The sequence below is a fragment of the Microbacterium sp. I2 genome, from assembly GCF_051364985.1.
Taxonomy (GTDB): Bacteria; Actinomycetota; Actinomycetes; order Actinomycetales; family Microbacteriaceae; genus Microbacterium.
Genome location: NZ_JBLWIH010000022.1, coordinates 260341 through 281236, shown reverse-complemented (window position 1 = coordinate 281236; position 20896 = coordinate 260341). Strand labels below are relative to the sequence as shown.

20 protein-coding genes are annotated in these 20896 nt (G+C 68.1%); 10 read left to right on the top strand and 10 right to left on the bottom strand.

Annotation, left to right across the window (positions count from 1 at the left end):
- Positions 1-2 precede the first annotated feature (2 nt).
- The 5 genes from ACLKM7_RS16815 (at position 3) to ACLKM7_RS16795 (ending at position 5008) form a co-directional block, all read left to right on the top strand.
- Positions 3-1304: an O-antigen polymerase gene (locus ACLKM7_RS16815; protein WP_436448356.1), complete on the top strand. Its 1302-nt coding sequence runs from the start codon at positions 3-5 to the stop codon at positions 1302-1304.
- Between the two features lie 292 nt (positions 1305-1596).
- Positions 1597-2928 carry a UDP-glucose dehydrogenase family protein gene (locus tag ACLKM7_RS16810; protein WP_436448353.1) on the top strand — a complete coding sequence of 444 codons (1332 nt, stop codon included), beginning with the start codon at positions 1597-1599 and terminating at the stop codon, positions 2926-2928.
- Positions 2929-3005: 77 nt separating this feature from the next.
- Positions 3006-3443 (top strand): hypothetical protein, encoded by a 438-nt coding sequence (locus tag ACLKM7_RS16805; RefSeq protein ID WP_436448351.1) that lies wholly within the window; start codon positions 3006-3008, stop codon positions 3441-3443.
- A 114-nt stretch (positions 3444-3557) separates the two neighbouring features.
- On the top strand, positions 3558-4133 hold the full coding sequence (locus ACLKM7_RS16800) for a cell wall protein (protein ID WP_436448349.1): 576 nt from the start codon (positions 3558-3560) through the stop codon (positions 4131-4133).
- Positions 4134-4168: 35 nt separating this feature from the next.
- Complete coding sequence (locus tag ACLKM7_RS16795; protein WP_436448347.1) at positions 4169-5008, top strand: hypothetical protein; 840 nt, start codon at positions 4169-4171, stop codon at positions 5006-5008.
- Positions 5009-5061: 53 nt separating this feature from the next.
- Here the strand turns inward: ACLKM7_RS16795 and ACLKM7_RS16790 are convergent, their stop codons facing one another.
- A complete protein-coding gene (locus ACLKM7_RS16790) occupies positions 5062-5772 on the bottom strand; it encodes an endonuclease/exonuclease/phosphatase family protein (RefSeq protein ID WP_436448344.1) in 711 nt (236 codons plus the stop codon).
- A gap of 298 nt (positions 5773-6070) precedes the next feature.
- On the opposite strand from ACLKM7_RS16790, the gene ACLKM7_RS16785 reads away from it, so the two are divergent.
- Positions 6071-6988: a response regulator transcription factor gene (locus tag ACLKM7_RS16785; protein ID WP_436448342.1), complete on the top strand. Its 918-nt coding sequence runs from the start codon at positions 6071-6073 to the stop codon at positions 6986-6988.
- A 171-nt stretch (positions 6989-7159) separates the two neighbouring features.
- Here the strand turns inward: ACLKM7_RS16785 and ACLKM7_RS16780 are convergent, their stop codons facing one another.
- The gene (locus ACLKM7_RS16780) at positions 7160-8038 is read right to left on the bottom strand and encodes a glycosyltransferase (protein ID WP_436448425.1); all 879 of its coding nucleotides are present in this window, start codon (positions 8036-8038) and stop codon (positions 7160-7162) included.
- 173 nt (positions 8039-8211) lie between these two features.
- On the opposite strand from ACLKM7_RS16780, the gene ACLKM7_RS16775 reads away from it, so the two are divergent.
- A complete protein-coding gene (locus tag ACLKM7_RS16775; protein ID WP_436448340.1) occupies positions 8212-9870 on the top strand; it encodes a sensor histidine kinase in 1659 nt (552 codons plus the stop codon).
- The gene (locus ACLKM7_RS16770; protein ID WP_436448338.1) at positions 9867-11045 is read left to right on the top strand and encodes a hypothetical protein; all 1179 of its coding nucleotides are present in this window, start codon (positions 9867-9869) and stop codon (positions 11043-11045) included. The genes ACLKM7_RS16775 and ACLKM7_RS16770 overlap by 4 nt, the downstream gene beginning before the upstream one ends.
- Before the next feature lie 127 nt (positions 11046-11172).
- Here the strand turns inward: ACLKM7_RS16770 and truA are convergent, their stop codons facing one another.
- A complete protein-coding gene (gene truA, locus ACLKM7_RS16765) occupies positions 11173-12030 on the bottom strand; it encodes a tRNA pseudouridine(38-40) synthase TruA (RefSeq protein ID WP_436448336.1) in 858 nt (285 codons plus the stop codon).
- 72 nt (positions 12031-12102) lie between these two features.
- Between truA and ACLKM7_RS16760 the strand changes: the two genes are divergently transcribed.
- Complete coding sequence (locus tag ACLKM7_RS16760) at positions 12103-14175, top strand: acyltransferase family protein (RefSeq protein WP_436448334.1); 2073 nt, start codon at positions 12103-12105, stop codon at positions 14173-14175.
- Between the two features lie 896 nt (positions 14176-15071).
- Here ACLKM7_RS16760 and rplQ read toward each other — a convergent pair.
- The 6 genes from rplQ to infA form a co-directional block, all read right to left on the bottom strand.
- Positions 15072-15659, bottom strand: coding sequence for a 50S ribosomal protein L17 (rplQ, locus tag ACLKM7_RS16755; protein ID WP_436448332.1), 588 nt, complete (start codon positions 15657-15659; stop codon positions 15072-15074).
- Between the two features lie 63 nt (positions 15660-15722).
- Positions 15723-16712 carry a DNA-directed RNA polymerase subunit alpha gene (locus ACLKM7_RS16750; protein ID WP_168912853.1) on the bottom strand — a complete coding sequence of 330 codons (990 nt, stop codon included), beginning with the start codon at positions 16710-16712 and terminating at the stop codon, positions 15723-15725.
- Positions 16713-16856: 144 nt separating this feature from the next.
- Positions 16857-17255 carry a 30S ribosomal protein S11 gene (rpsK, locus tag ACLKM7_RS16745; protein ID WP_056117708.1) on the bottom strand — a complete coding sequence of 133 codons (399 nt, stop codon included), beginning with the start codon at positions 17253-17255 and terminating at the stop codon, positions 16857-16859.
- Between the two features lie 32 nt (positions 17256-17287).
- Positions 17288-17662 (bottom strand): 30S ribosomal protein S13, encoded by a 375-nt coding sequence (gene rpsM, locus ACLKM7_RS16740; RefSeq protein WP_168912854.1) that lies wholly within the window; start codon positions 17660-17662, stop codon positions 17288-17290.
- Between the two features lie 156 nt (positions 17663-17818).
- Positions 17819-17935 (bottom strand): 50S ribosomal protein L36, encoded by a 117-nt coding sequence (gene rpmJ, locus ACLKM7_RS16735; RefSeq protein WP_005050492.1) that lies wholly within the window; start codon positions 17933-17935, stop codon positions 17819-17821.
- 76 nt (positions 17936-18011) lie between these two features.
- Complete coding sequence (infA, locus tag ACLKM7_RS16730; RefSeq protein ID WP_028496510.1) at positions 18012-18233, bottom strand: translation initiation factor IF-1; 222 nt, start codon at positions 18231-18233, stop codon at positions 18012-18014.
- A 394-nt stretch (positions 18234-18627) separates the two neighbouring features.
- Between infA and ACLKM7_RS16725 the strand changes: the two genes are divergently transcribed.
- Entirely contained in the window at positions 18628-19638 is a 1011-nt protein-coding gene (locus ACLKM7_RS16725) for a hypothetical protein (protein WP_436448326.1), read from the top strand.
- Positions 19639-20191: 553 nt separating this feature from the next.
- Here ACLKM7_RS16725 and ACLKM7_RS16720 read toward each other — a convergent pair.
- A complete protein-coding gene (locus ACLKM7_RS16720; protein WP_436448324.1) occupies positions 20192-20890 on the bottom strand; it encodes a DsbA family protein in 699 nt (232 codons plus the stop codon).
- Between the last annotated feature and the right edge of the window lie 6 nt (positions 20891-20896).

Here is a 20896-nt window from a genome sequence, read left to right as displayed (position 1 = left end):
CGATGAAGACGGTACCGACGAGCGCACGCAGAAGCGCACGGAATTCGCGGCCCGGGAGCATGAATCGAATTCTCGGACCGCGTTGGGTATTCCCGGTCTACTGGGCGTTATTTCTCACAACGGTTCTAGTTCTGCATCCAGGTACGACTCTCAACTGGCGCACGGCAGGACTCATAGCTTTGCTCTGCGGGTTCTTCTTTCTCGGCGCTACGCTAGCGACGGCCCGTCTCCTGACTCCGCTCCGTAGAGGTCGCCTCGCTCGCGATCTTGGACTCCCGCGCGAGGTTCCGCCGCTCAGTGCGACGGCTATTCTGTGGGTCATCTGCGTGGGATCGGGGGCGAACGTCCTTGCATCGTTGCTTGCCCTTCAGACCGGGCCCTCAAGCCTGACGGACATCTTGACGCTTGAGGATCTCGCTCAGTCAACGAACTCCCTAGCGATCGCTCGCTACTCCCAAGGAGAAGGTGCGTCGACGCTTGTTGTGATCCTACTTGGATTGGGCTACACCGCAGCCCTTGTAGCACCCTTCCTCGGAAATACTCTGTCAATTCGCCGCTCTCTATTGATCCTGCTTCCCGCACTTACAGCACTTGCGTATTCTGTCGTGACATCGGCGCGACTTGGATTCATTGTTGCGCTCGCGTTGACTTTAGGTGGATATCTCGCGCGAATCATCCTCACGACTGGGGAAACCCCGCGTGTGCGGTTACGCACAGTGGTCATTTCCGTTGTTCTTGCATCCGTGTTGGCGCTCACGTTCGTGGGAATCGGTGTGCTGCGTACCGGGAGCGTGAACACTCAGGCATTTAGCGTCGTAGTCGATAAGCAGGCGGCCTACACTGTGGGGACGGTGGGCGCATTTTCCAGCTGGTTCGATCAATATGGGACTGGCCAGGGGCGGGAGTTGGGCTTCGGGACGGCGACGGTTGCCGGTGTTGAATTCTTGACAGGTCAGGATCGAGACGCAACTCGAGCGTATGGAGAGTTCGCGGTTATCGACAACAGGGGCAGAACTTCGAACGTGTACACGGCCTTTCGCGGACTCCTTATTGATTTTGGGATCGTGGGCACGGTGGCCCTTATGGGCATACTGGGCTTTGTCTTCGGCCGTCTTCACATGCGTACTGCCGGGGGATCGCCGGTGGCGGCGGGGCTGTTGGGGTATGCGTATGCCAGCGTCCTGCTGTCAGGATGGATGGCTCCGACGACCTTCACTAATATCTTGGCCGTAGCGTTCCTAGCGCCATCTGCTTTGCGAATTGCCCAAAGGCGTGCATCGACCGGAAAGTTGTCGATGCGCTGATATTCACATGCTTGCATAGCTCCTTGAGGCGGGACCCGCTCCTAGGCACACGTGGAGGATGTCAGCACGGCGAGGGAGCGTGAAGTTCATGGTTCCTGCCCACCATGTCGCACCGCACTCCCCGCCAGGCTGAGCGAGATATGTCGAGCGATGGTCCGCCCGCAGGAAGGCACCCGAGTCGCCGCACACGTCCATGTACGTGTGCGGCGTGACCGTATGCGCGGGCGCATTCGGCGTTACACGGCTCTGATAAGAAGGAGCGGCGAGCAAACGCTCGCAAGAATGGAGAACCATGCGCCTGTCTGTCATCGGATGCGGCTATCTCGGAGCTGTGCATGCGGCGGCGATGGCCTCCATCGGGCATGACGTCGTCGGGGTCGACGTCGATCCGCGCAAGATCGACGCCCTCTCACGCGGTCAGGCCCCTTTCTTCGAGCCCGACCTGCAGGACCTGCTGACGGCGGGCATCGAGTCCGGGCGGTTGCGGTTCACGGCAGATATCGCCGAGGCATCCGGAGCAGCCGTGCACTTCATCGCGGTCGGCACTCCCCAGCAGAGCGGCGGCGATGCCGCCGACCTCACGTACGTCCACGGGTCGATCGACGCGCTGCTTCCCCATCTGCGACCGGGAGACATCGTCGCGGGAAAGTCGACCGTGCCCGTCGGCACCGCGGCAGAGCTCGCGCCGCGCATCGAGGCGACCGGCGCGACGCTGGTGTGGAACCCGGAGTTCCTCCGTGAGGGATGGGCTGTCCAAGACACGATCGAGCCCGACCGGCTCGTCGTGGGCGTATCGATGAACTCGACCGCCGGCCTACCCGACGCCGACGGTGAACGCGCGTCCGAGGTACTGCGCCAGGTGTACCACCCGGCCGTCGCGGCGGGGACCCCGTTCATCGTGACCGACTTGGCGACCGCGGAGCTCGTGAAAGTCGCAGCCAACGCCTTCCTTGCAACCAAGATCTCGTTCATCAACGCCATGGCCGAGATCGCCGAGGTCACCGGCGCCGACGTCACCCAGCTCGCCGACGCGATCGGTCACGATGCGCGCATCGGCCGCAGGTTTCTCGGCGCCGGCATCGGCTTCGGCGGCGGATGCCTCCCCAAAGACATCCGCGCATTCTCGGCGCGGGCCGAAGAACTGGGGAGAGGCGAGTCGGTCGCCTTCCTTCGCGAGGTCGATGCCATCAACATGCGCCGGCGAGATCGCGCCGTCGACCTGGTCGTGGACGCATTCGGCGGCTCGGTCTTCAAGAAGAACATCACCGTGCTCGGCGCGGCGTTCAAACCGCATAGCGACGACATCCGCGACTCCCCCGCGCTCGACGTGGCCGTGCGACTGCACGGCCTTGGCGCGTGGGTCACGATCACCGACCCCGCAGCGCTCGAGAATGCACAGCGCTTGCACCCGCAGCTGAACTACGTCGCAGACCGGGACGAAGCGATCCGCGGCGCGGACGCGCTCATCCTCGTCACCGAATGGGATGAGTACCGGCGCGAGCTCTCCCCCGAGCATGCGTCAACACTCGCCACCGGACGTGTTGTCGTGGACGGACGCAACGGCTTGGATGCCTCCGCGTGGCGAGCGGCCGGCTGGACGTACTACGGGATGGGACGGCCGTAGGGTCGCGACCGACCGCGTCGCACGGACCACGCCACTCGCAGTTGGGTCGCTGTCTTGGGGGCGCAACTCGTGTCGGGATGGGCGAAACGCTCGCCTGCGGGACTGGTGAGCGCTACCGTGAGTGCCACACACACCTCGCATCGGAGATTTCCATGGCACAACGTCCCCTTGGCGTCACCATCGTCGCGATCATCGCGTGGGTGAGCGGCCTCCTCCAGATCATCGCCTCGATCTTCGTCATTTTCGCCGGCATGGTCATCACACCTGTCGCGCTCGTCGCGTGGCTGAGTCTGGCCATTGGCATCGTGACACTGATCGTCGGCATCGGACTATGGCGCGGCAACCAAACCGCACGTATCGTCGCGACGATCGTGTTCATCGCGAACATCGTGCTCGAGGTGCTCGGCATGTTCAACGGCGAGAGTCTTTGGTCGGCGATCGCGGGCTCCATTCTCTCGATCATCGGACTGATCCTGCTCTACACCCGCTCGGCGCGGGAGTACTTCGGGTCATAGGCGACCGGCGGGTCGTCAGCCTCTCGGTCGACCTAGCCCCCGGGCAGTCCGCGACCGCGACGACCGCGCCAGCCGTAGTTGCCTCGACCTGTGGCACTCCGTAGGATCAACCTGATGATCGCCACCAGTCTGCGCACGCCGCGCCGCGCCGCCCCTGCTGCCTCACTGGCAGCTGTTGTCGCGCTGGCGACGTTCGCCGTCCTCGGCGCTCCGGCCGCCGCGCAGGCTTCCACGATCTACCCGCCGTCCGGCGCCTGCACCGCCAGCCCCGCGACGACGCAGCCCGGCTCGACCATCGGCTTCGAATGCGCCGCCGGCACCTTCTCGGGCGACGAGAGCGTTACGGTCACCGTCACCGGCGAGAACGGCGCAGGCGCAACGATCGGCATGGTGCGCTTCGCGATCAGCACCGCGAGCGAGGTCGTCACCTCCGAGGCGAACGGCTCGCTCGCCCCGCTCAGCATCACGCTGCCGTCCAACGCCACCGGCACGTACAACATCGCCGCGATCTCGTCGACCTCGGCCGGCGGCACCGCCGCGGTCTCGATCACCGGAGCCGACGGCCTGCCCGTGACCGGACTCGACAGCGGCTCGATGCTCGGCCTGTGGATCGGCGGCGGCGCGCTCGTGCTCGCTGGCGCTGCACTCGGCATCGCCGCGGTCGTCCGCCGCAGGCGCGACGCCGACTAACAGCGGCGTCCGGCGTCCCAGGTATGGTCGGGGCCATGACGGTCCCCGTGTCGACGTCGCTCGAGCGCACCTACCGGTACCTTCGAATCGGCCTCGCCGGCACGATCGTGGTCATTTTCGTCGGGGTCGGCCAGGCTGCGGGGACCGTCGGTTGGCTCACCTCGGTGAGCGATTACTTCTACACTCCCGCGCGCAATGCCATCGTCGGCGCACTCATCGCCGCAACTCTCGCGCTCGTCGCCCTCTCGGGTCGCGGGGCGGAACGCGCGCTTCTCGACGCCGCAGCGCTGTTCGCGCCGTTGATCGCCGTGGTGCCCACGCCGGTGGCGGCTGGTGAGATCCCCGGGGTGGTCACTTCGTGCATCGATCGCTGCTTTCCTGCGGAGTACATACCGGATGCCGCCAACGGCGTCGGCACCTACCTCGTGGTCGGCACACTCACGGTGCTGATCGCCGTGCTGCTCGCGGCGCTGCGGCAGGTCTCGCTCATGGCCATCCGGTTCTCGCTCGCGATCGCGGTGGTCGTGCTGATCGTCGTCGGGGTGGCGTGGGCGTTCGCGCGCAGCGCGTTCCTCGAGTACGGGCACTTCGTCGCGACGGTGGCGTTCTTCGCACTGTTCGCCGTCGTGGCGGTGCGCAGCGCCTTCCCACGGCGCGGTGTTGTGCCGGCACCGGTCTATCGGGTGCTGTACACCGCGATCGCGGTGGGACTGGCGCTCGTACTCGTGGCGTACATCCTGTTGCTGGCCTTCGCCGATCCCCACGGCATCCCGATCGTGCTCATCGTCGAGACGGCCGCACTGGTGCTGTTCTTCGCGTTCTGGGTGGTACAGGGCATCGAGAAATGGGACGAGCCCGACCCGTCGCTACGCTAAGCGCGGCGAGGTGCGAACGGTGAGCGTGACGCCACGATACCTCGTACGGCGGATCAGGCCACGCCGGTCTGCGCCTCCGCGACGCGACGAACGCCCGCGAGCGGCCGCGCCGTCACCAGGATCGGCAGATGGTCGCTCAGCCCCTGCGGCAGCGTGCGCACCCGATCGATCTCGAAGCCGATCGACGTCGCGAAGTCGTAGTGGCCACGGAAGAACCGATACCGCGTGTACGTGCGCGAATCGCTGAGGTTCAGCTCGTACCCGTGCTCGCGCACGTGCTGGCTGAGATGCTCCTTGAACACCGGATAGTTGTAGTCGCCGACCATCAGCGCCGGCAGCCCCTCACCCAGCTGCTGCAGCTCGGTGAGCGCTGTGCGGATCTGGTGGCGCCGCAGCGAGTTCAACGCGGTCAACGGCGCCGCATGGAAGGACGCCACGATGAGGTCGAGATTCTCATCGATGTCGTGGAGCCGGACGCCCAGCATCCGCTCCTCCGCCGGCTTCAGCACGCGATCGTGCAGCGACTTCTTCAACGCCAGCGCGCGCACGTCGACGGCGCGATACGTGTTCTCGCGGTAGTACACCGCGAGACCCAGCCGGTTGCGCTGCGTGGACTCGGCCAGCCGCAGACCCGAGATCTCTTCGGGCAGATCGGAGGTGTCGGCCTCTTGCAGGCAGAGCACGTCGGCTCCGTGATGCTCCACCAGATGGACGAGCTCGCCCACGGCGCGGTGCTTGCGCAGGTTGTACGAGATGACCTTCATGTCGGCCCCCAGCCTAGGCCGGGCCGGTGTCGAACGGGTGACCGGCCCATGGATACGACGGGGTCTCACAGTAACCTCATACGCCACGCCCCACTCGCCGTCCGTCACACCATCTCGGTCCTCGGCGTGACGGTGCGCGCGCCGCTCAAAGCTGACACACGCACGATCGCCGGCGGAACGCCCGGTGGCTACCCGCGGATGGGTGTGTAGCATCGGGGTACTTGCCGCATGCGTCGGGGGGCCGCTGCTGGGGGGCGGGGGCCCGAGGCAGTAGATCGCTCGAGAGGACCCCGCGCGCATGAGTTCCCCCACCGGTGGCCCCCAGACGGCCGTCATCATCGAAGATGACCCCGAAATCCGCCACATCCTGGCCGAGGTGCTCGAATCGGCGGGGTTCTCCACCGTCTCGGTCGGCAACGGCATCGACGGAGTGCACGCCGTGCTCACCTACAAGCCGCTGCTGACGACGCTCGACGTCAATATGCCGGGCATCGACGGCTTCGAGGCGGCCAAGCGCATCCGTGCCCAGTCCGACACGTACATCATCATGCTGACCGGCCTGACGGATGAAGCCGACGTCGTAGCGGGCCTCGGCGCCGGCGCCGACGACTACCTGCTGAAGCCCTTCCGCCCGCGCGAGCTGCGCGCCCGCATCGACGCGGCGATGCGCCGTTCCCACGCGGGCCCCGGCGGACCGGCCACGACAGTCCCCTCGCAGGACACTGTCGGCCCGTCGGTCCCCGGCGCGCGACCGGTGACGTCGGACCTTCCCACCGTCTCGCCCAGCGCACCCACGCCCCGCGTGCCCGTCGCGTCGGAGGCATCCGGCACAGAGGCTGCGGCATCCGTCGACCACCATCCCGGCGCCACCGTCGGTGACGCGGGCGAATGGCTCGAGCACCGCGGCCTGCGGCTGCACGCCGAGAACCGCCTCGTGACGATGAACGGCGCCGAACTCGACCTCACCCGCACGGAGTTCGACCTGCTCGCTACACTGCTCGAATCCAAGCGACGCGTGCGCAGCAAGGCCGACCTGACCCTGGTGCTGCGCGGCGAGTCGTACGTCACCAGCTACTTCGTGGGGGATGCCGACAAGCGAGCCGTCGAGGCGCACATGACGAACCTGCGTCGCAAGCTCGGTGACAGCGCCGCGAACCCCACGTACATCGAGACGGTTCGCGGGGTGGGCTACCGCCTCACCGCCGAGTCCGCCTGACGGCCCGGCGATCCCCCGCACCCGTCACCACTGCGTCCCCCCGCCCAGACCGCAGGATCGGGAAAGAGGAGGCATCCGTCTCCCCAGAAAACGGATGCCTCCCCTATCTCCCCCACGCCGCGCTCCCCAGCTAGCGGCGCACCCCGGTTTCCGATGCGATTCGGGTTCGCATCAGACCTTGTATCCGCGCCTTCGGCGGATGAGCTTGATGAACATCGAGAAGGTGTGCGCCACCCTCGCGATCGGCTGGCCGCCCCGCCTCGTGGCCATGCCTACGATGTCGGCACGGGCGAACGGGCTGATCCTGGTCAGGTAGCCGGCGCTCCTGATCTGCAGCGACAGCAGCGAGTTCTCGACCTCGCTGTCTTTGACCCACGGCGACGACTGGTGGTTCTGCGCCATGACGTCGCGCAGCGCCTGCGTCGAGAAGATCGAGAAGTGGCCGCCGAGAACGGCCACGTCGGGGCCGCGCAGCAGGTTGCTCATGCTGAACGCAGCGAACTGCGAGTGCTGACCGGTGATGAGGAACCTCGGGACGAGCCCCTTGATCGGCCTGCCGTCCATCAAGCAGATCGCCGAGATGCCGCCGATGCGGGTGTCGGAGGTGGCCTCCGCCTCGAGATACTCCACCGCTCGAGCGTCGGCGACCGCGTCGCCGGCCACGCTGAGCAGGTAGTCGTTGCCTTCGACGAGCGAATAGCCGTAGTTGAGAGCCCCCACCTTCCTGTCGGGGTTCTTGCCGATGTCGTGGACGAACACCTCGGTGAAGTGTTCGCCGAGGTCGGTGGTGATCTCGTGCGGACCGGCGTACTGCGATGCGATCTTCATCGTGGCATCCGATGCGTTGCTGACCACAACGTGAACGACATCGGGAACCCGCGTCTGCCCGAGCAGCGACTCGATCACCTGCGCGATCGACTCCTCCTGGTAGTCCGCCGGGATCACGCAGCCGATCGTGGAAGGGTGCGCCGAGGTGCCGTCGAGCACCGCCCCGACCTCGTCGGGCGCGGCGAGCACGGCGTCGTTCTCCGCGTCAGCGGGGAGCACCATGTCCGTCACGTTCGTCCCTTCCGATGTCGAAGCCGCTTTCGGCCACGAACCCAGTGTCATCGACCGACCGCAACGCGCAGCCGTGGCATCCATCAGCCGAGCGCAAGGTTCGCGCAAGAGAACCGCAACGCTCAAGTGGCAAGCGCTCGCCCACACCGCCCTAGAATCGCCACATGGCTAGCGGGGGGTTGGCGAAGGAGGCGTTCGCCGTGCGCGCGCCCGATCCGCGCACCCGCTCCGTATGGCTGACGCAGCTGGTGCTGGCCGCCAGCGTCGTGATCATCAACCTCCTGGTGCTCGCGCTGCAGCCGGCGGTGTTCATCCGCTGGAACTACGGGGTCGGCGCCGCACTGGTCGTCGCGATCACCCTCGCCGCCCTCGCCATCCCGTGGGGCAGGCTTCCCCCCATCTGGGTGCTGGCGGTGCCGTTCGCAGACGCGATCGCGATCGCGCTGATCGCCGCGACCACCGACCTGCGGTTCGGATATCTCTGGGTCTTCCCCGTCATGTGGGTCGGCATGCATTTCGGCCTGATCGCCCTCACCGCGATGCTCGGCATCATCGGCATCGCACTTCTGATCGAGACCGCGATGGACCCCGGCGCCGAAACCGCCTTGCGGGTGATCATCGTGCTGCTCTCGCTCACGTTCATCGGCATCACGTCCCACCTCGCACTGCGCCGCACTCGTTCGCTGCGACGGCTCCTCGGCCGCCAGGCCAAGCGGCTGACCGTCACGGCGCGGCGCCGGTCGGCCGCGGAGCGTCGCACGGCTGAGATCCTCAACGGCATCGACACCGGCATCGCCCGCATCGCCGACGACGGCCGCGTCCTGGCCGTGAATGACGCCTACTCGCGCCTGTACGGACTCGACCCGCGCGATCCGCTCCTGCCTGCGCGATCGGTCGAGTACACAGGAATGCGGGGGATGCCGGTGCCGCTGGCCGATCGGCCCTTCACCCGCGCGCTGCACGGCGAGACCTTCACCGACGCCTCCGTATGGCTGTTCACGCCCGAAGGCGAGTGGCGCACGCTCTCGGTGACCGCGAAGCGCCTCGGCGCCCACGGCGAGGAGGGCGCGGGGATCCTCCTCGTCGTGCACGATGTGACGGCCATCACCTACGCGCAGCGGGAGCGGGAACGCCTGACGGCGATGGCGTCGCACGAGCTGAAGCACCCGCTCACCGTGATGATCGGCAACGCCGAACTCGCCCTCGAGGTCGACGAGCTCACGCCCCGCACGCGGGGGCGCTTCGAGGCGATCCTGCACGCGAGCGAGCGGATGCTCGAGATGACCAACAGCATGCTCTCGGCGTCGCGCAAGGACTACAGCGGGCGCGACGACTTCGACCACATCGACCTGCGTTCGATCGTGCTCGACTCCGTCGCGTCCTTCCACCCCACGGCGAGCGCGAACGACGTCGAACTCGACGTGCAGGCGGCCGAACCGCTACCCGTGACCGCTGACGGCTTCCGCCTGCGCCAGGTGATCGACAACCTCGTCAGCAACGCGATCAAGTACACGCCGGCCGACGGTCACGTGCGCATCATCGGCGAGGCGGGGAGTGAGACGATGACGATCACGATCATCGACACCGGGATCGGCATCCGGTCCTCCGACCTCCCCCACGTGATGACGCCCTACTTCCGCAGCGCCCACGCCCGAGAGACCGCCACGGGCACCGGCCTCGGCCTCGGGATCACCCGCGAGATCGTCACGGCGCACGGCGGAACCCTGACAATCGACAGCGAGGAAGGCGTCGGCACCACGGTGACCGTGTGCCTCCCCCGCGGTGCCGGCGACACCGACACGCACGCAGAGAGACGCGTATGAGCGACATCCTCGCCGGATCCGGCTTCGAGCTGGGCATCGCCCAGGCAGCGATCACGACCCTGGCCACGATCCTCACCATCGGGATCGCCTTCCTCGTCAGGCCGAGCGCGGCCACCCTCTACTGGGCTTTCGCTTTCGTGCTGGCCATGGCGGCGACGTACGGCGTCGTGATGGGAGACCTCAGCGACAACGAGACACTGCGCCGCGCCTCGCTCGGAGCGCTGCTGGGTGCACCGGCCCTGTTGTGGTCGGGCTTCCGCGCCCACTGGGGGCTGCGCCCGCACGTGTGGGCCGGGCCGGCGCTCGCCATCGCATCCGCCGTCGCGCTCGCGCTCGCTCCGAGCCAGGCGTGGTTCGTCTGGGGCTACCGGACCGCGTTCCTCGCGGCATCCGTCTTCGCAGGCCTGTTCCTCGTCGACTGGATGCGGGTTCCCGCGCGCCGCCACGATCGGCTCCTGCTGCCGCTCGCGATCGTCTCGGCCGCGTTCGTCGTGGTCGGCCTCGCATCGTTCGTCGCCGGGTTCCTCTTCCCGCCGTCGGACGGCGACGACTTCGTGCTGCAGCGCATGATCTCGTCGATCGGGATGCTCGCGTACGTCGGCTGTGCACTCGTCGCCGTGGTGGGGCTTCCGGCGCGCGACGCCGCGTTCTCACCGAACACCGGCGGCGCGACGCCCGAGTGGCAGCGGTTCGAGCAGACGGCGTCGGAGCGCCTGCTGCGCGCGCAGATGACCGCAGAGACCTGGTCAGTCGTGTACCTGCGCCTCGACGACGCCATCGACATCCGCCAGACCGCGGGCGCAAGCGCCTTCGCCAGGCTCTCGACACGGTTCGAGGAGGAGGTGCGGGCGACGTTCCCCGCGGAGTCCGATGTCGTCGCGCCGGCACCCGGGTCGGTCGTCGCGCTGGTGCCGAGACCGGATGCCACGGTGCGCGAGAGTCTGCGTGCCACGCTGGAGCGCGTGCCGCAGCTGGATGCCGCGGGCAGCCTGCCGATCCGACCCACCGCGAGCGCCGGCTGGGCTCCGGCAACCATCCTCGGCTACGACCTCGACGCCCTCGTCTACACCGCGCGCGAGGCGGCCGTGCTCGCCAGCGAGAAGGGCGGCGACCGCTGGGAGCGCGTCAGCGCGACGGTGGTCGACCGGCTGATCAGCCGGTCAGAGCGACGGTGAGGGAGTCGGGCGCGCTGCGTCCGTGCCCGCGGACACCCCGCTTCTCGGGCGCGGCCGGGCGAGGCGTTCGCGGCCTGGGCTGAGGGTGCGGCCGTGACCGGGGACGGGATGGGTCAGTCTCGCGGCATCACTCGCGGTCGCGCCGGGCCCGAGTCTGCTCGGCGCGCTGGGCGAGCAGCTCGTCGGCCGGGTAGCCGACCTCGGTGAGGGTGAGCCCCCGCGCGGCGAGCACCTTCACGTCGGGCACGCGGTCACGGGCGTCGCGGATGTCCACGACGTCCTCGGCGTCGAGCCGCCCTTCGCCGACCGCGACGCACGCACCCACGAGTGCCCGGACCATGCTGTGACAGAACGCGTCCGCCTTGACGTTCGCGACCAGCACGCCGGCGTCGTCACGGTGCCAGTCGAACTCGAGCAGCGTGCGGATCGTGGTCGCCTCTTCACGCGGCTTGCAATAGGCCGCGAAGTCGTGAAGTCCGATGAGGGCACGGGCCGCGGCATCCATCGCCTCATGATCGAGGGATGCCCTCACGGAGGTCGTGCGATGCCGCTCGAGCGGGTCGTAGCCGGTGACCGTGTCGGCGATGCGGTACTCGTACCGCCGCCACACGGCTGAGAAGCGCGCGTCGAACCCTGGAGCGGCTTCGACGGAACGCGTGACCGCGACGTCGGAGTACGCGCCGACGACGCCGGTCATTCGCGCCGCCAGAGCCGTGACGCGATCCTCCGGGGGCGACGTCTCGCCCGCGCGCGGGCGGCGTGCGAGCAGCCGGGCGTCCTGCGCCTCGTCGAGGTCGACGTGTGCGACCTGGCCGCTGGCGTGGACTCCGGCATCCGTCCGCCCTGCGACCACCAGGCGCGGATCCCCGCCCAGGACGCGGCCGAGCGCGGACTCGAGGGTCTCTTGGACGGTGCGCAGTCCTGGCTGGCGGGCCCAACCGCGGAAGTGCGTGCCGTCATACGCGATGTCGAGCCGGATCCGCACGCACCCAGCCTACTTGCGGGCGCCGCACAGACCCTCCGTCGTAGACTTGCGGTTCCCCCCACGAGAGAACCCATGACGTCGACTGCGCCCGCTGAACGCCCCGCACGGTACCGGGGTCTCGATGGACTGCGCGCCATCGCGGTGACGCTGGTCGTGGTCTACCACCTGTTCCCTCCGGCACTGCTGCCGGGCGGGTTCGTGGGCGTCGACGTGTTCTTCGTGATCAGCGGGTTCCTCATCACGAGCCTGCTGCTGCGTGAGCATGACACCACCGGTCGCGTCGGACTGCGCGCGTTCTGGCAGCGCCGCGCCCGGCGCCTGCTGCCCGCCCTCGTGCTCGTCGTGGCGGTGTGCTCGACGCTCGCGTGGCTGATCGGCGGCGACGTGCTCGTACACCTCGGCGCGCAGGTCTTCGGCGCGGCGACCTTCAGCTACAACTGGGTCTCGATCGCCGGCGGCAGCGGATACTTCGCCGCCGCCACGCCCGAACTGTTCCGCAACTTCTGGTCGCTCGCGGTCGAGGAGCAGTTCTACGTCCTGTGGCCGCTGCTGTTCCCCCTCTTCCTCCTCCTGCCCCGTGCGTGGGCGCGGGTCGGCGTCGCGCTCGCGTTGGCTGCGGCATCCGCGCTCTGGATGGGCGCCGCCGTCACCCGAGGCGACGACCTGACGCGCGCCTACTTCGGCACCGACACGCACGCGTTCGGCATCCTCCTCGGCGTGGGGCTCGCGTTCCTCATCGCGCCCATGCTCGCGCGACCGCCCGCGACGGCGGGGATGGGCGCTGCTCCAGCGGAGCCGGTGCTGGATGACGCGAGCCTCTCGGTGGGCTGGAAGGTGGTGCTCCCGCGGTTCGGGACCAACCGGGGCACTCCCGCGGGTAGCGCGACCCGACCGGCGTGGGTCGACTCACGGCGTGCCCGCGCGATCACAGGTGTGGCCGGCGTCCTCGCCATCCTCGGCGTGGTCGGCGTCGCGATGCTGCCGGCGGCGGATTCCGCGGCCACATTCCCGGGCGCGCTGCTCGCCGCGAGCGTGCTGACCGCGGTCGCGATCGTCGCTGGAGTGTGGCCTGGCTCGTGGTTCGGCCGCGCGATCGACGTCGCGCCACTGCGGTGGGTCGGCGACCGTTCGTACGGCATCTACCTGTGGCACTGGCCGCTGCTCGTCCTGGCCGTCGCCGCTTTCGAGGGCGCCGGAACCTCCGCCGGCGTGCCCGTGTGGATCGGGCTCGGCGTGCTCGCAGCGACGGCCGTGGCATCCGCTCTGTCGTACCGCCTCGTCGAGATGCCGGTGCGTCGCCGGGGCCTGCGTGGATCGGCGCGCGTGCTCGCCGGGCGCCTGCGCAGTGGCCCGCGCGCCCGCGTCCGTGCGATCGGCGTCGCCGCGGCGGGGGTGCTCTTCATCGCCGGCACCGGTGCCGCGATCGCCGCCGCCCCTCCTGTTTCAACCAGCGAGGCCGTCGTGGACGCGGGGCGTGAGGCACTCGAGCTGGCCCAGCGCGAGGCCGAGAGCAGCGCCTCTCCGAGCGCGACCGAAACCCCTGCTGCCACTCCGGAGCCGCAGGCGACGGATGCCGCGGACCCGGCCGCCGTCCACGTCCCCGGTGACCGGATCACCGCGGTCGGCGACTCGGTCATGCTGGCGTCGGCGAAGGGGCTGCTCGAACGGCTGCCCGGCATCGAGGTCGACGCCGAGGTGTCACGGTCGATCTGGGCGGGCCCCGGCATCCTGGAGTCCCTCGCCGCGAGCGGCCGGCTGCGCCCCTACGTGGTCGTCGCGCTCGGGACGAACGGCCCCGTCAACCTCGAGTCGCTCGAGAAGATCGCCGCCGCGGTCGGCCCGGAGCGGCACCTCGTGCTCGTGAACGCGTACGCCCCGCGCGACTGGATCCCGGGGGTCAACGCCGATCTGCAGGCCTTCGCCGACGCGCGGCACAACGTGAGCATCGCCGACTGGTCGGGGGCGATCTCGCCGCGGCTCGACCTGCTCGCCGGCGACCACGTGCATCCCGGCGGCGAGGGCGGACTGCTCTTCGCCGACACGGTCGCCGACGCCGTCGACGCCGCCGAGCGCGAACGCCTCGAACGTCGCGCGAACGTCATCCGCAGCGTCGAGGCCAACCTCGGGGTCGACCTCACCCCGTAGCTCGCCCCCCTCTCCCCCTTGCGCGCATCCCTCCGTCGCACATCCCTCCATCGCGCGACTTGCGTCGCGCGGCTTGCGTCGCGCACTGCCGAGATTGAGATTGAGAAACCACACATAGGTTGAGACACCACCTCTGCCGCGGTTTCTGAACCTACGCACGGTTTCTCAACCTCAACCCCCGACGGAGTGCCGCCACGAGCCGGGCCGGGACGCCGCCGCGAACGGGACCCGAAGCGCCGCCGCAGCCTCCGCCCCCGCGATCGTCGAGGTCGCTCTTGAGACACCACACGTAGGTTGCGAAACCACACGTAGGTTGAGAAACCACCTCTGCCGCGGTTTCTGAACCTACGCATGGTTTCTCAACCTCAACCCCCGACGGAGTGCCGCCACGAGCCGGGCCGGGACGCCGCCGCGAACGGGACCCGAAGCGCCGCCGCAGCCTGCGCCCCCGCGATCGTCGAGGTCGCTCTTGAGACACCACACGTAGGTTGCGAAACCACACGTAGGTTGAGAAACCACATGTAGGTTGGGACGCCACCTCTGCCGCGGTTTCTGAACCTACGCACGGTTTCTCAACCTCAACCCCTGGTCCGGAGGCACCCAGCTCCCGTCCGCGCCCTGACATGCGCCACCGGGTCGGCACGGCCACACGCCCGACGTTGAGGTTGAGAAACCTCATCTAGGGTGAAACACCCCGCGCCGCCCGGTTTCTCAACCCGCGCGTGGTTTCTCAACCCGCGCTTGGTTTCTCAACCTCAGCGCACGTGAACAAACTCGACACACCCCGGCAAACGCAGCGAGACCCGCGGCCCCGAAGGGCCGCGGGTCTCGCGGGTGCAAGGGACGCCGGAACAGGATGCTCCGGCATGGCCGGGCGGCGACGCCCGGCGGTCCGATTACTCGGACTTCTCCTCGGCGGGCGCCTCGACGGCGTCCTCGGCAGCAGCCTCAGCGGCAGCGCCCTCCTCCTGCGACTCGGCGCCGGCCTCGGCGGCGGTGTCGTCAGCAGCAGCCTCGTCAGCCGAAGCCTCTTCGACCGGAGCCTCGTCGGCGGCCGGGGCCTCCGACGCGGCGGGGGCGGCAGCATCCGCCTTCGCAGCCTTCTTGGCGGACGGCTTCTTGGTGACGGGCTCGAGAACGAGCTCGATCACGGCCATGGGCGCGTTGTCGCCCTTGCGGTTGCCGACCTTCGTGATGCGGGTGTAGCCGCCTTCACGGTCGGCGACCAACGGCGCGATCTCGGTGAAGAGCTCGTGCACGACGGACTTGTCGCCGATGACCGACAGCACGCGACGGCGGGCGTGCAGGTCGCCGCGCTTGGCGAACGTGATCAGACGCTCGGCGAGCGGACGCAGGCGCTTGGCCTTGGTCTCGGTCGTCTTGATCGACTTGTGCGTGAAGAGGGCCGCGGCGAGGTTCGCAAGCAGCAGGCGCTCGTGTGCGGGACCGCCTCCGAGGCGGGGACCCTTCGTGGGCTTGGGCATTCTCAGTTACTCCAGTGGGAAAAGTCGGTCGATATGACGGACGCCTCGGGCCGAGGCATCCGGTCAGACGGTCTCGTCGTCGTAGCCGCCGTAGAAATGCGCACCGTCGAACCCGGGGACCGAGTCCTTCAGCGACAGGCCGAGCGAGACGAGCTTGTCGCGCACCTCGTCGACCGACTTCTGACCGAAGTTGCGGATGTTCATGAGCTGCGTCTCCGACAGGGCGACGAGCTCCGACACGGTGTTGATGCCCTCACGCTTGAGGCAGTTGTACGAACGGACCGACAGGTCGAGGTCCTCGATCGGCATCGACAGCTCGTTCGACAGGACGGTCTCGACCGGCGCGGGGCCGATCTCGATGCCCTCGGCCTCGACGTTCAGCTCGCGCGCCAGACCGAACAGCTCGGTCAGGGTGCGACCGGCCGACGCGACGGCGTCACGCGGAGCCATCGACGACTTGGTCTCGACGTCCAGGATGAGCTTGTCGAAGTCGGTGCGCTCACCGGCACGCGTCGCCTCGACGCGGTACGAGACCTTCAGGACCGGCGAGTAGATCGAGTCGATCGGGACCTGACCGGCCTCGGCGTACTCGTTGCGGTTCTGCGTCGCCGAGACATAGCCACGGCCACGCTCGATCGTGAGCTCGAGCTCGAACTTCGCGGTGTCGTTGAGGGTCGCGATGACCAGCTCGGGGTTGTGCACCTCGACGCCCGCGGGAGCGGAGATGTCGGCGGCGGTGACCTCACCGGCGCCGGTCTTGCGCAGGTACGCGGTGATGGGCTCGTCGCGCTCGCTGGAGACGACCAGCTGCTTGATGTTGAGGATGATCTCGGTGACATCCTCCTTCACACCCGGGATGGTGCTGAACTCGTGGAGGACGCCGTCGATGCGGATCGACGTCACGGCCGCGCCGGGGATGGACGACAGGAGGCTGCGACGCAGCGCGTTGCCGATCGTGTAGCCGAAGCCGGGCTCCAGCGGCTCGATGACGAAACGGCTGCGGAACTCCCCGACCTTCTCCTCGGTCAGAGTGGGACGCTGTGCGATGAGCACTATGTGTTCCTTTCGATCACGTGCCCGCTATATGACACGTGCGGTGGGTGAGGTGTTGAGTTTTACTCGTGGGATGCCCCGGTGGAGGCATCCCGAAACGAACGGTTGCCGGGGCACCAGTGACGGTGCCCCGGCTCCGAGAGATCAGACGCGGCGGCGCTTCGGGGGACGGCAGCCGTTGTGAGCCTGGGGCGTGACGTCCTGGATCGAGCCGACCTCGAGGCCGGCGGCCTGCAGCGAGCGGATCGCGGTCTCGCGACCCGAGCCCGGGCCCTTCACGAAGACGTCGACCTTCTTGACACCGTGCTCCTGCGCCTGGCGGGCAGCGGACTCCGCGGCCATGCCGGCGGCGTACGGCGTCGACTTGCGCGAGCCCTTGAAGCCCACGCCACCCGACGACGCCCAGCTGATGACGGCGCCCGACGGGTCGGTGATCGAGACGATCGTGTTGTTGAACGTCGACTTGATGTGGGCCTGGCCCAGCGCGATGTTCTTCTTCTCCTTGCGGCGCGGCTTGCGCGCGGCGGTCTTGGCCTGTGCCATTGCTTTGCTCTCCTAAACCCTGGGGCCGCGCCTTAGCGCGCCTTCTTCTTGCCGGCGACGGTGCGCTTCGGGCCCTTGCGGGTACGCGCGTTGGTCTTCGTGCGCTGACCGCGCACCGGGAGGCCGCGGCGGTGGCGGATACCCTCGTAGGAGCCGATCTCGACCTTGCGGCGGATGTCGGCGGTCACCTCGCGGCGGAGGTCACCCTCGACCTTGTAGTTGGCCTCGATGTAGTCGCGGAGCGCGACGAGCTGGTCGTCGCTGAGGTCCTTGACGCGGATGTTCTCGTCGATCTCCGTCGCCTTGAGGATCTCGTTCGAGCGGGTACGGCCGACGCCGTAGATGTAGGTGAGTGCGATCACCACGCGCTTGTCGCGCGGGATGTCCACGCCAGCAAGACGTGCCATGCGGTTCTCCTAAGGAGTGAGTGGAGGTGTGGAGCAGCACCGGTGCCCGGGCCTCCGCCCGAGGTGTCCCCCGCGCCCCTGTCGGGACGCGGGTTCTGATGCTGCCGTGTGTGTGTTGAGTTATGAGATTCGGGATGCCGCGCGTGGCGGCATCCGTCAGCCCTGGCGCTGCTTGTGACGCGGGTTGCTCTTGCAGATCACCATGACGCGGCCGTGGCGGCGGATGACCTTGCAGTGGTCGCAGATGGGCTTGACGGAGGGATTGACCTTCATGATTTCCTGTTTCGCTGTCTTCGCCGGGCAGGCTTCACCCTGTCGGGCACGCCTGGGGCGTTACTTCTCGACCGGTCTAGCGGTAGCGGTAGACGATGCGGCCGCGGGTGAGGTCGTAGGGGCTGAGCTCCACGACCACGCGGTCCTCCGGGATGATGCGGATGTAGTTCTGCCGCATCTTGCCCGAGATCGTGGCGAGCACCTTGTGTCCGTTGGTGAGCTCGACGCGGAACATCGCGTTGGGCAACGCCTCGGAGATCACGCCTTCGATCTCGATGACACCGTCTTTCTTCGCCATATACTCGCTTACGCTTCTGCAGACCGGCCGGTCTGCGGTGGATGGGGATTCGGTGCGGCGACACGCCAATATAGGCGCAACGCACCAAAGATCAATCATACGTGATAACGGATGCCTCGGCAAACCGGCCCGGCCGCGGCATCCGTTCGTGCTCCCCGCGTGCTGCGGGGGCGTGCGGCGTGCGGCGTTGAGAAACCACAGAGGGGTTGGGAAACCGTACGTAGGTTGAGAAATCCCGCGCGGCGCGATGTCTCAACATACGCGTGGTTTCTCAAACTCGAGGACGGGCGTGAGGCTGCGCACCCGCTCCTCCCCAGGAAGGCGGCGTACCGCGGGATCCACAGATCGGGCGTCGGCCCGAGATGAACGGATGCCGGGGGCCGAGCATGAGGGAATGATCGCCGTCAGCACCACCGCCGTCGTCCCCGTGACGGTGCAGCCATCGCCGGTCGAACTGCACGCCGTGCGCGAGACCGCGTTCGGCGCCCCGAGCTTGCGGAATCGGCAGCGGTACGTGCGCGTCCGCGCCGGCATCTATGCGCCGCGGGCCGCGTGGGAGGCGCTCGCGCCCTGGGAGCGATACCTCGCTCGGGTCCACGCCTACGCGCTCGTATGCCCCGGCGCCGTCTTCGCATACGAATCGGCGGCCGCGCTCCGCGGCATGCCCTTGTTCGGTGAGCCTCGCGATATCCACGTGTTCGCCTCGGAACGCACGTCATCGCGCCGGTTCGGCGATGTGTGTGTTCATACGGGTGTCGACGGGCGCGTGGTCGAACGGCTGCAGGGCTTCGCCCTCACATCAGCCGCCGACACGGCGATCGACCTGATGCGGGTGCTTCCGCCCGCGTTCGGGCTCGCGGTCGGAGACGCCGCCATCTCCCCCGCGCAGGGTGGCAGTGTCACGACCGAGATGCTCCTGAGCCTCGCGGAGAGTCAGGCGCACCGACGCGGCCGCGGGCGCCTCACCCTGCTCCTTCCGCTGCTCGACCCGCGCGCGGAGTCTCCCGGGGAGTCCGTGAGCAGGGCAGTGATCGTGTGGTCCGGCTTCGAACCGCCCGAGTTGCAGGTCGTCTTCCGCATCGACGGCTTCAGCGATCGCGTGGACTTCGCATGGGCAAGCGTGCGTGCGATCGGCGAGTCCGACGGCTTCGGGAAGTACGTCGGCGAGACCGCCGAGGAGACGATACGCAGGGTGCGGGAGGAGAAACGGCGCGAGAGCCGTCTGCGTCGCCAGTGCAGCGCATTCGACCGTTGGGAGATGAACGACGCCAAGCGGGTGACGCCGCTCGTCGAGAGGCTCGACGCCATGAAGATCCCGCGGATCGCACATCCTCGCGCCGGCCTCCTGGTGATGACGAACGGCCGGTCCTTCCCCGCCGCCGCAAGCCGTGCTGTCCCCCGTTGAGGTTGAGAAACCACATCGACGTCGAGACCCCTTACGCCGCGCGGTTTCTCAACTTACGCGTGGTTTCTCAACCTCCGGGCGGTTTCTGAAGCCAGGACCCGGGCGGATGCCAGGGCCACCGGCATCCGCATCCCCACCACGCCGGCCGGGGTCGAGAAACCACATCGACGTCGAGACACCCCACCCCGCACGGTTCCTCAACCTACGTACGGTTTCTCAACCTCCGTGTGGTTTCTGAAGCCAGGACCCGGACGGATGCCAGGGCCACCGGCATCCGCATCCCCGGCACCCCGGCCGGGGTCGCGAAACCACATCGACGTCGAGACACCCCACCCCGCACGGTTCCTCAACCTACGTACGGTTTCTCAACCTCCGTGTGGTTTCTGAAGCCAGGACCCGGACGGATGCCAGGGCCACCGGCATCCGCATCCCCGGCACCCCGGCCGGGGTCGCGAAACCACATCGACGTCGAGACACCCCACCCCGCACGGTTCCTCAACCTACGTACGGTTTCTCAGGGCCCGACCAGAAACGGCGGGAAGCGACGCCGGGGTCATTCGAAGAGCGTCGCGAGCTGCCCGGGCTCGGGGAGCTGGCTGTTCGAGATGACCTCGCCGTTCACCGCGACCGTGGGGGTGCCGATGCCCTGCGAGCCGGGCTGGATCGGCGTCTGCGGCGTCATCTCGGTGACGTAGCCGGCGAACTTCCCGTCGTTCACGCACGAGTCGATGCCGGTCACGCCGACGCCCGACGCGATCTCGAGGATCTCGTTGTTCGTCAGGCCGCTCGAGCCCTCGGCGGGCTGATTCGCGAACATCGCCTGCAGGAACGGCAGCGACGCCTCGGGGTCGGCCTCGGCGACGCAGTACGCGGCGTTCGCGGCGCGGGTGGAGAACTGCGTGCCGCGCGACTGGTCGTCGAGGATCGAGATCGGATGGATGCCGAGCGTGATGCTGCCGTCATCGACCATGCTCTCGATCTCGGCGCCGTACACCTGCTCGAACTGGTTGCAGATGGGGCACATGAAGTCGACGAAGGTGTCGAGACGGTTCTCGCCGTCGCCAACGAGGATCGCACCGGTCTCGACCTCGATGCCCGCCGAGGTCGGCGGGTTCACGTCGGTCGGCACGGGCTTGGGCGCGGACGCGTTGTTGAGGGTCACCACGAGCACCGCGACGAGCACGAGCGCCACGACGACCGCCACGCTCACCCAGATCGCGAACCAATTGACCTTGCGTGCACCCTGTGCCATCTCGAC

Coding starts and splice junctions, on each gene's coding strand:
- ACLKM7_RS16815 (WP_436448356.1), top strand. CDS start 3: ATGAAGACGGTACCGACGAGCGCACGCAGAAGCGCACGGAATTCGCGG.
- ACLKM7_RS16810 (WP_436448353.1), top strand. CDS start 1,597: ATGCGCCTGTCTGTCATCGGATGCGGCTATCTCGGAGCTGTGCATGCG.
- ACLKM7_RS16805 (WP_436448351.1), top strand. CDS start 3,006: ATGGGCGAAACGCTCGCCTGCGGGACTGGTGAGCGCTACCGTGAGTGC.
- ACLKM7_RS16800 (WP_436448349.1), top strand. CDS start 3,558: ATGATCGCCACCAGTCTGCGCACGCCGCGCCGCGCCGCCCCTGCTGCC.
- ACLKM7_RS16795 (WP_436448347.1), top strand. CDS start 4,169: ATGACGGTCCCCGTGTCGACGTCGCTCGAGCGCACCTACCGGTACCTT.
- ACLKM7_RS16790 (WP_436448344.1), bottom strand. CDS start 5,772: ATGAAGGTCATCTCGTACAACCTGCGCAAGCACCGCGCCGTGGGCGAG.
- ACLKM7_RS16785 (WP_436448342.1), top strand. CDS start 6,071: ATGAGTTCCCCCACCGGTGGCCCCCAGACGGCCGTCATCATCGAAGAT.
- ACLKM7_RS16780 (WP_436448425.1), bottom strand. CDS start 8,038: ATGGTGCTCCCCGCTGACGCGGAGAACGACGCCGTGCTCGCCGCGCCC.
- ACLKM7_RS16775 (WP_436448340.1), top strand. CDS start 8,212: ATGGCTAGCGGGGGGTTGGCGAAGGAGGCGTTCGCCGTGCGCGCGCCC.
- ACLKM7_RS16770 (WP_436448338.1), top strand. CDS start 9,867: ATGAGCGACATCCTCGCCGGATCCGGCTTCGAGCTGGGCATCGCCCAG.
- ACLKM7_RS16760 (WP_436448334.1), top strand. CDS start 12,103: ATGACGTCGACTGCGCCCGCTGAACGCCCCGCACGGTACCGGGGTCTC.
- rplQ (WP_436448332.1), bottom strand. CDS start 15,659: ATGCCCAAGCCCACGAAGGGTCCCCGCCTCGGAGGCGGTCCCGCACAC.
- rpsK (WP_056117708.1), bottom strand. CDS start 17,255: ATGGCACAGGCCAAGACCGCCGCGCGCAAGCCGCGCCGCAAGGAGAAG.
- rpsM (WP_168912854.1), bottom strand. CDS start 17,662: ATGGCACGTCTTGCTGGCGTGGACATCCCGCGCGACAAGCGCGTGGTG.
- rpmJ (WP_005050492.1), bottom strand. CDS start 17,935: ATGAAGGTCAATCCCTCCGTCAAGCCCATCTGCGACCACTGCAAGGTC.
- infA (WP_028496510.1), bottom strand. CDS start 18,233: ATGGCGAAGAAAGACGGTGTCATCGAGATCGAAGGCGTGATCTCCGAG.
- ACLKM7_RS16725 (WP_436448326.1), top strand. CDS start 18,628: ATGATCGCCGTCAGCACCACCGCCGTCGTCCCCGTGACGGTGCAGCCA.
- ACLKM7_RS16720 (WP_436448324.1), bottom strand. CDS start 20,890: ATGGCACAGGGTGCACGCAAGGTCAATTGGTTCGCGATCTGGGTGAGC.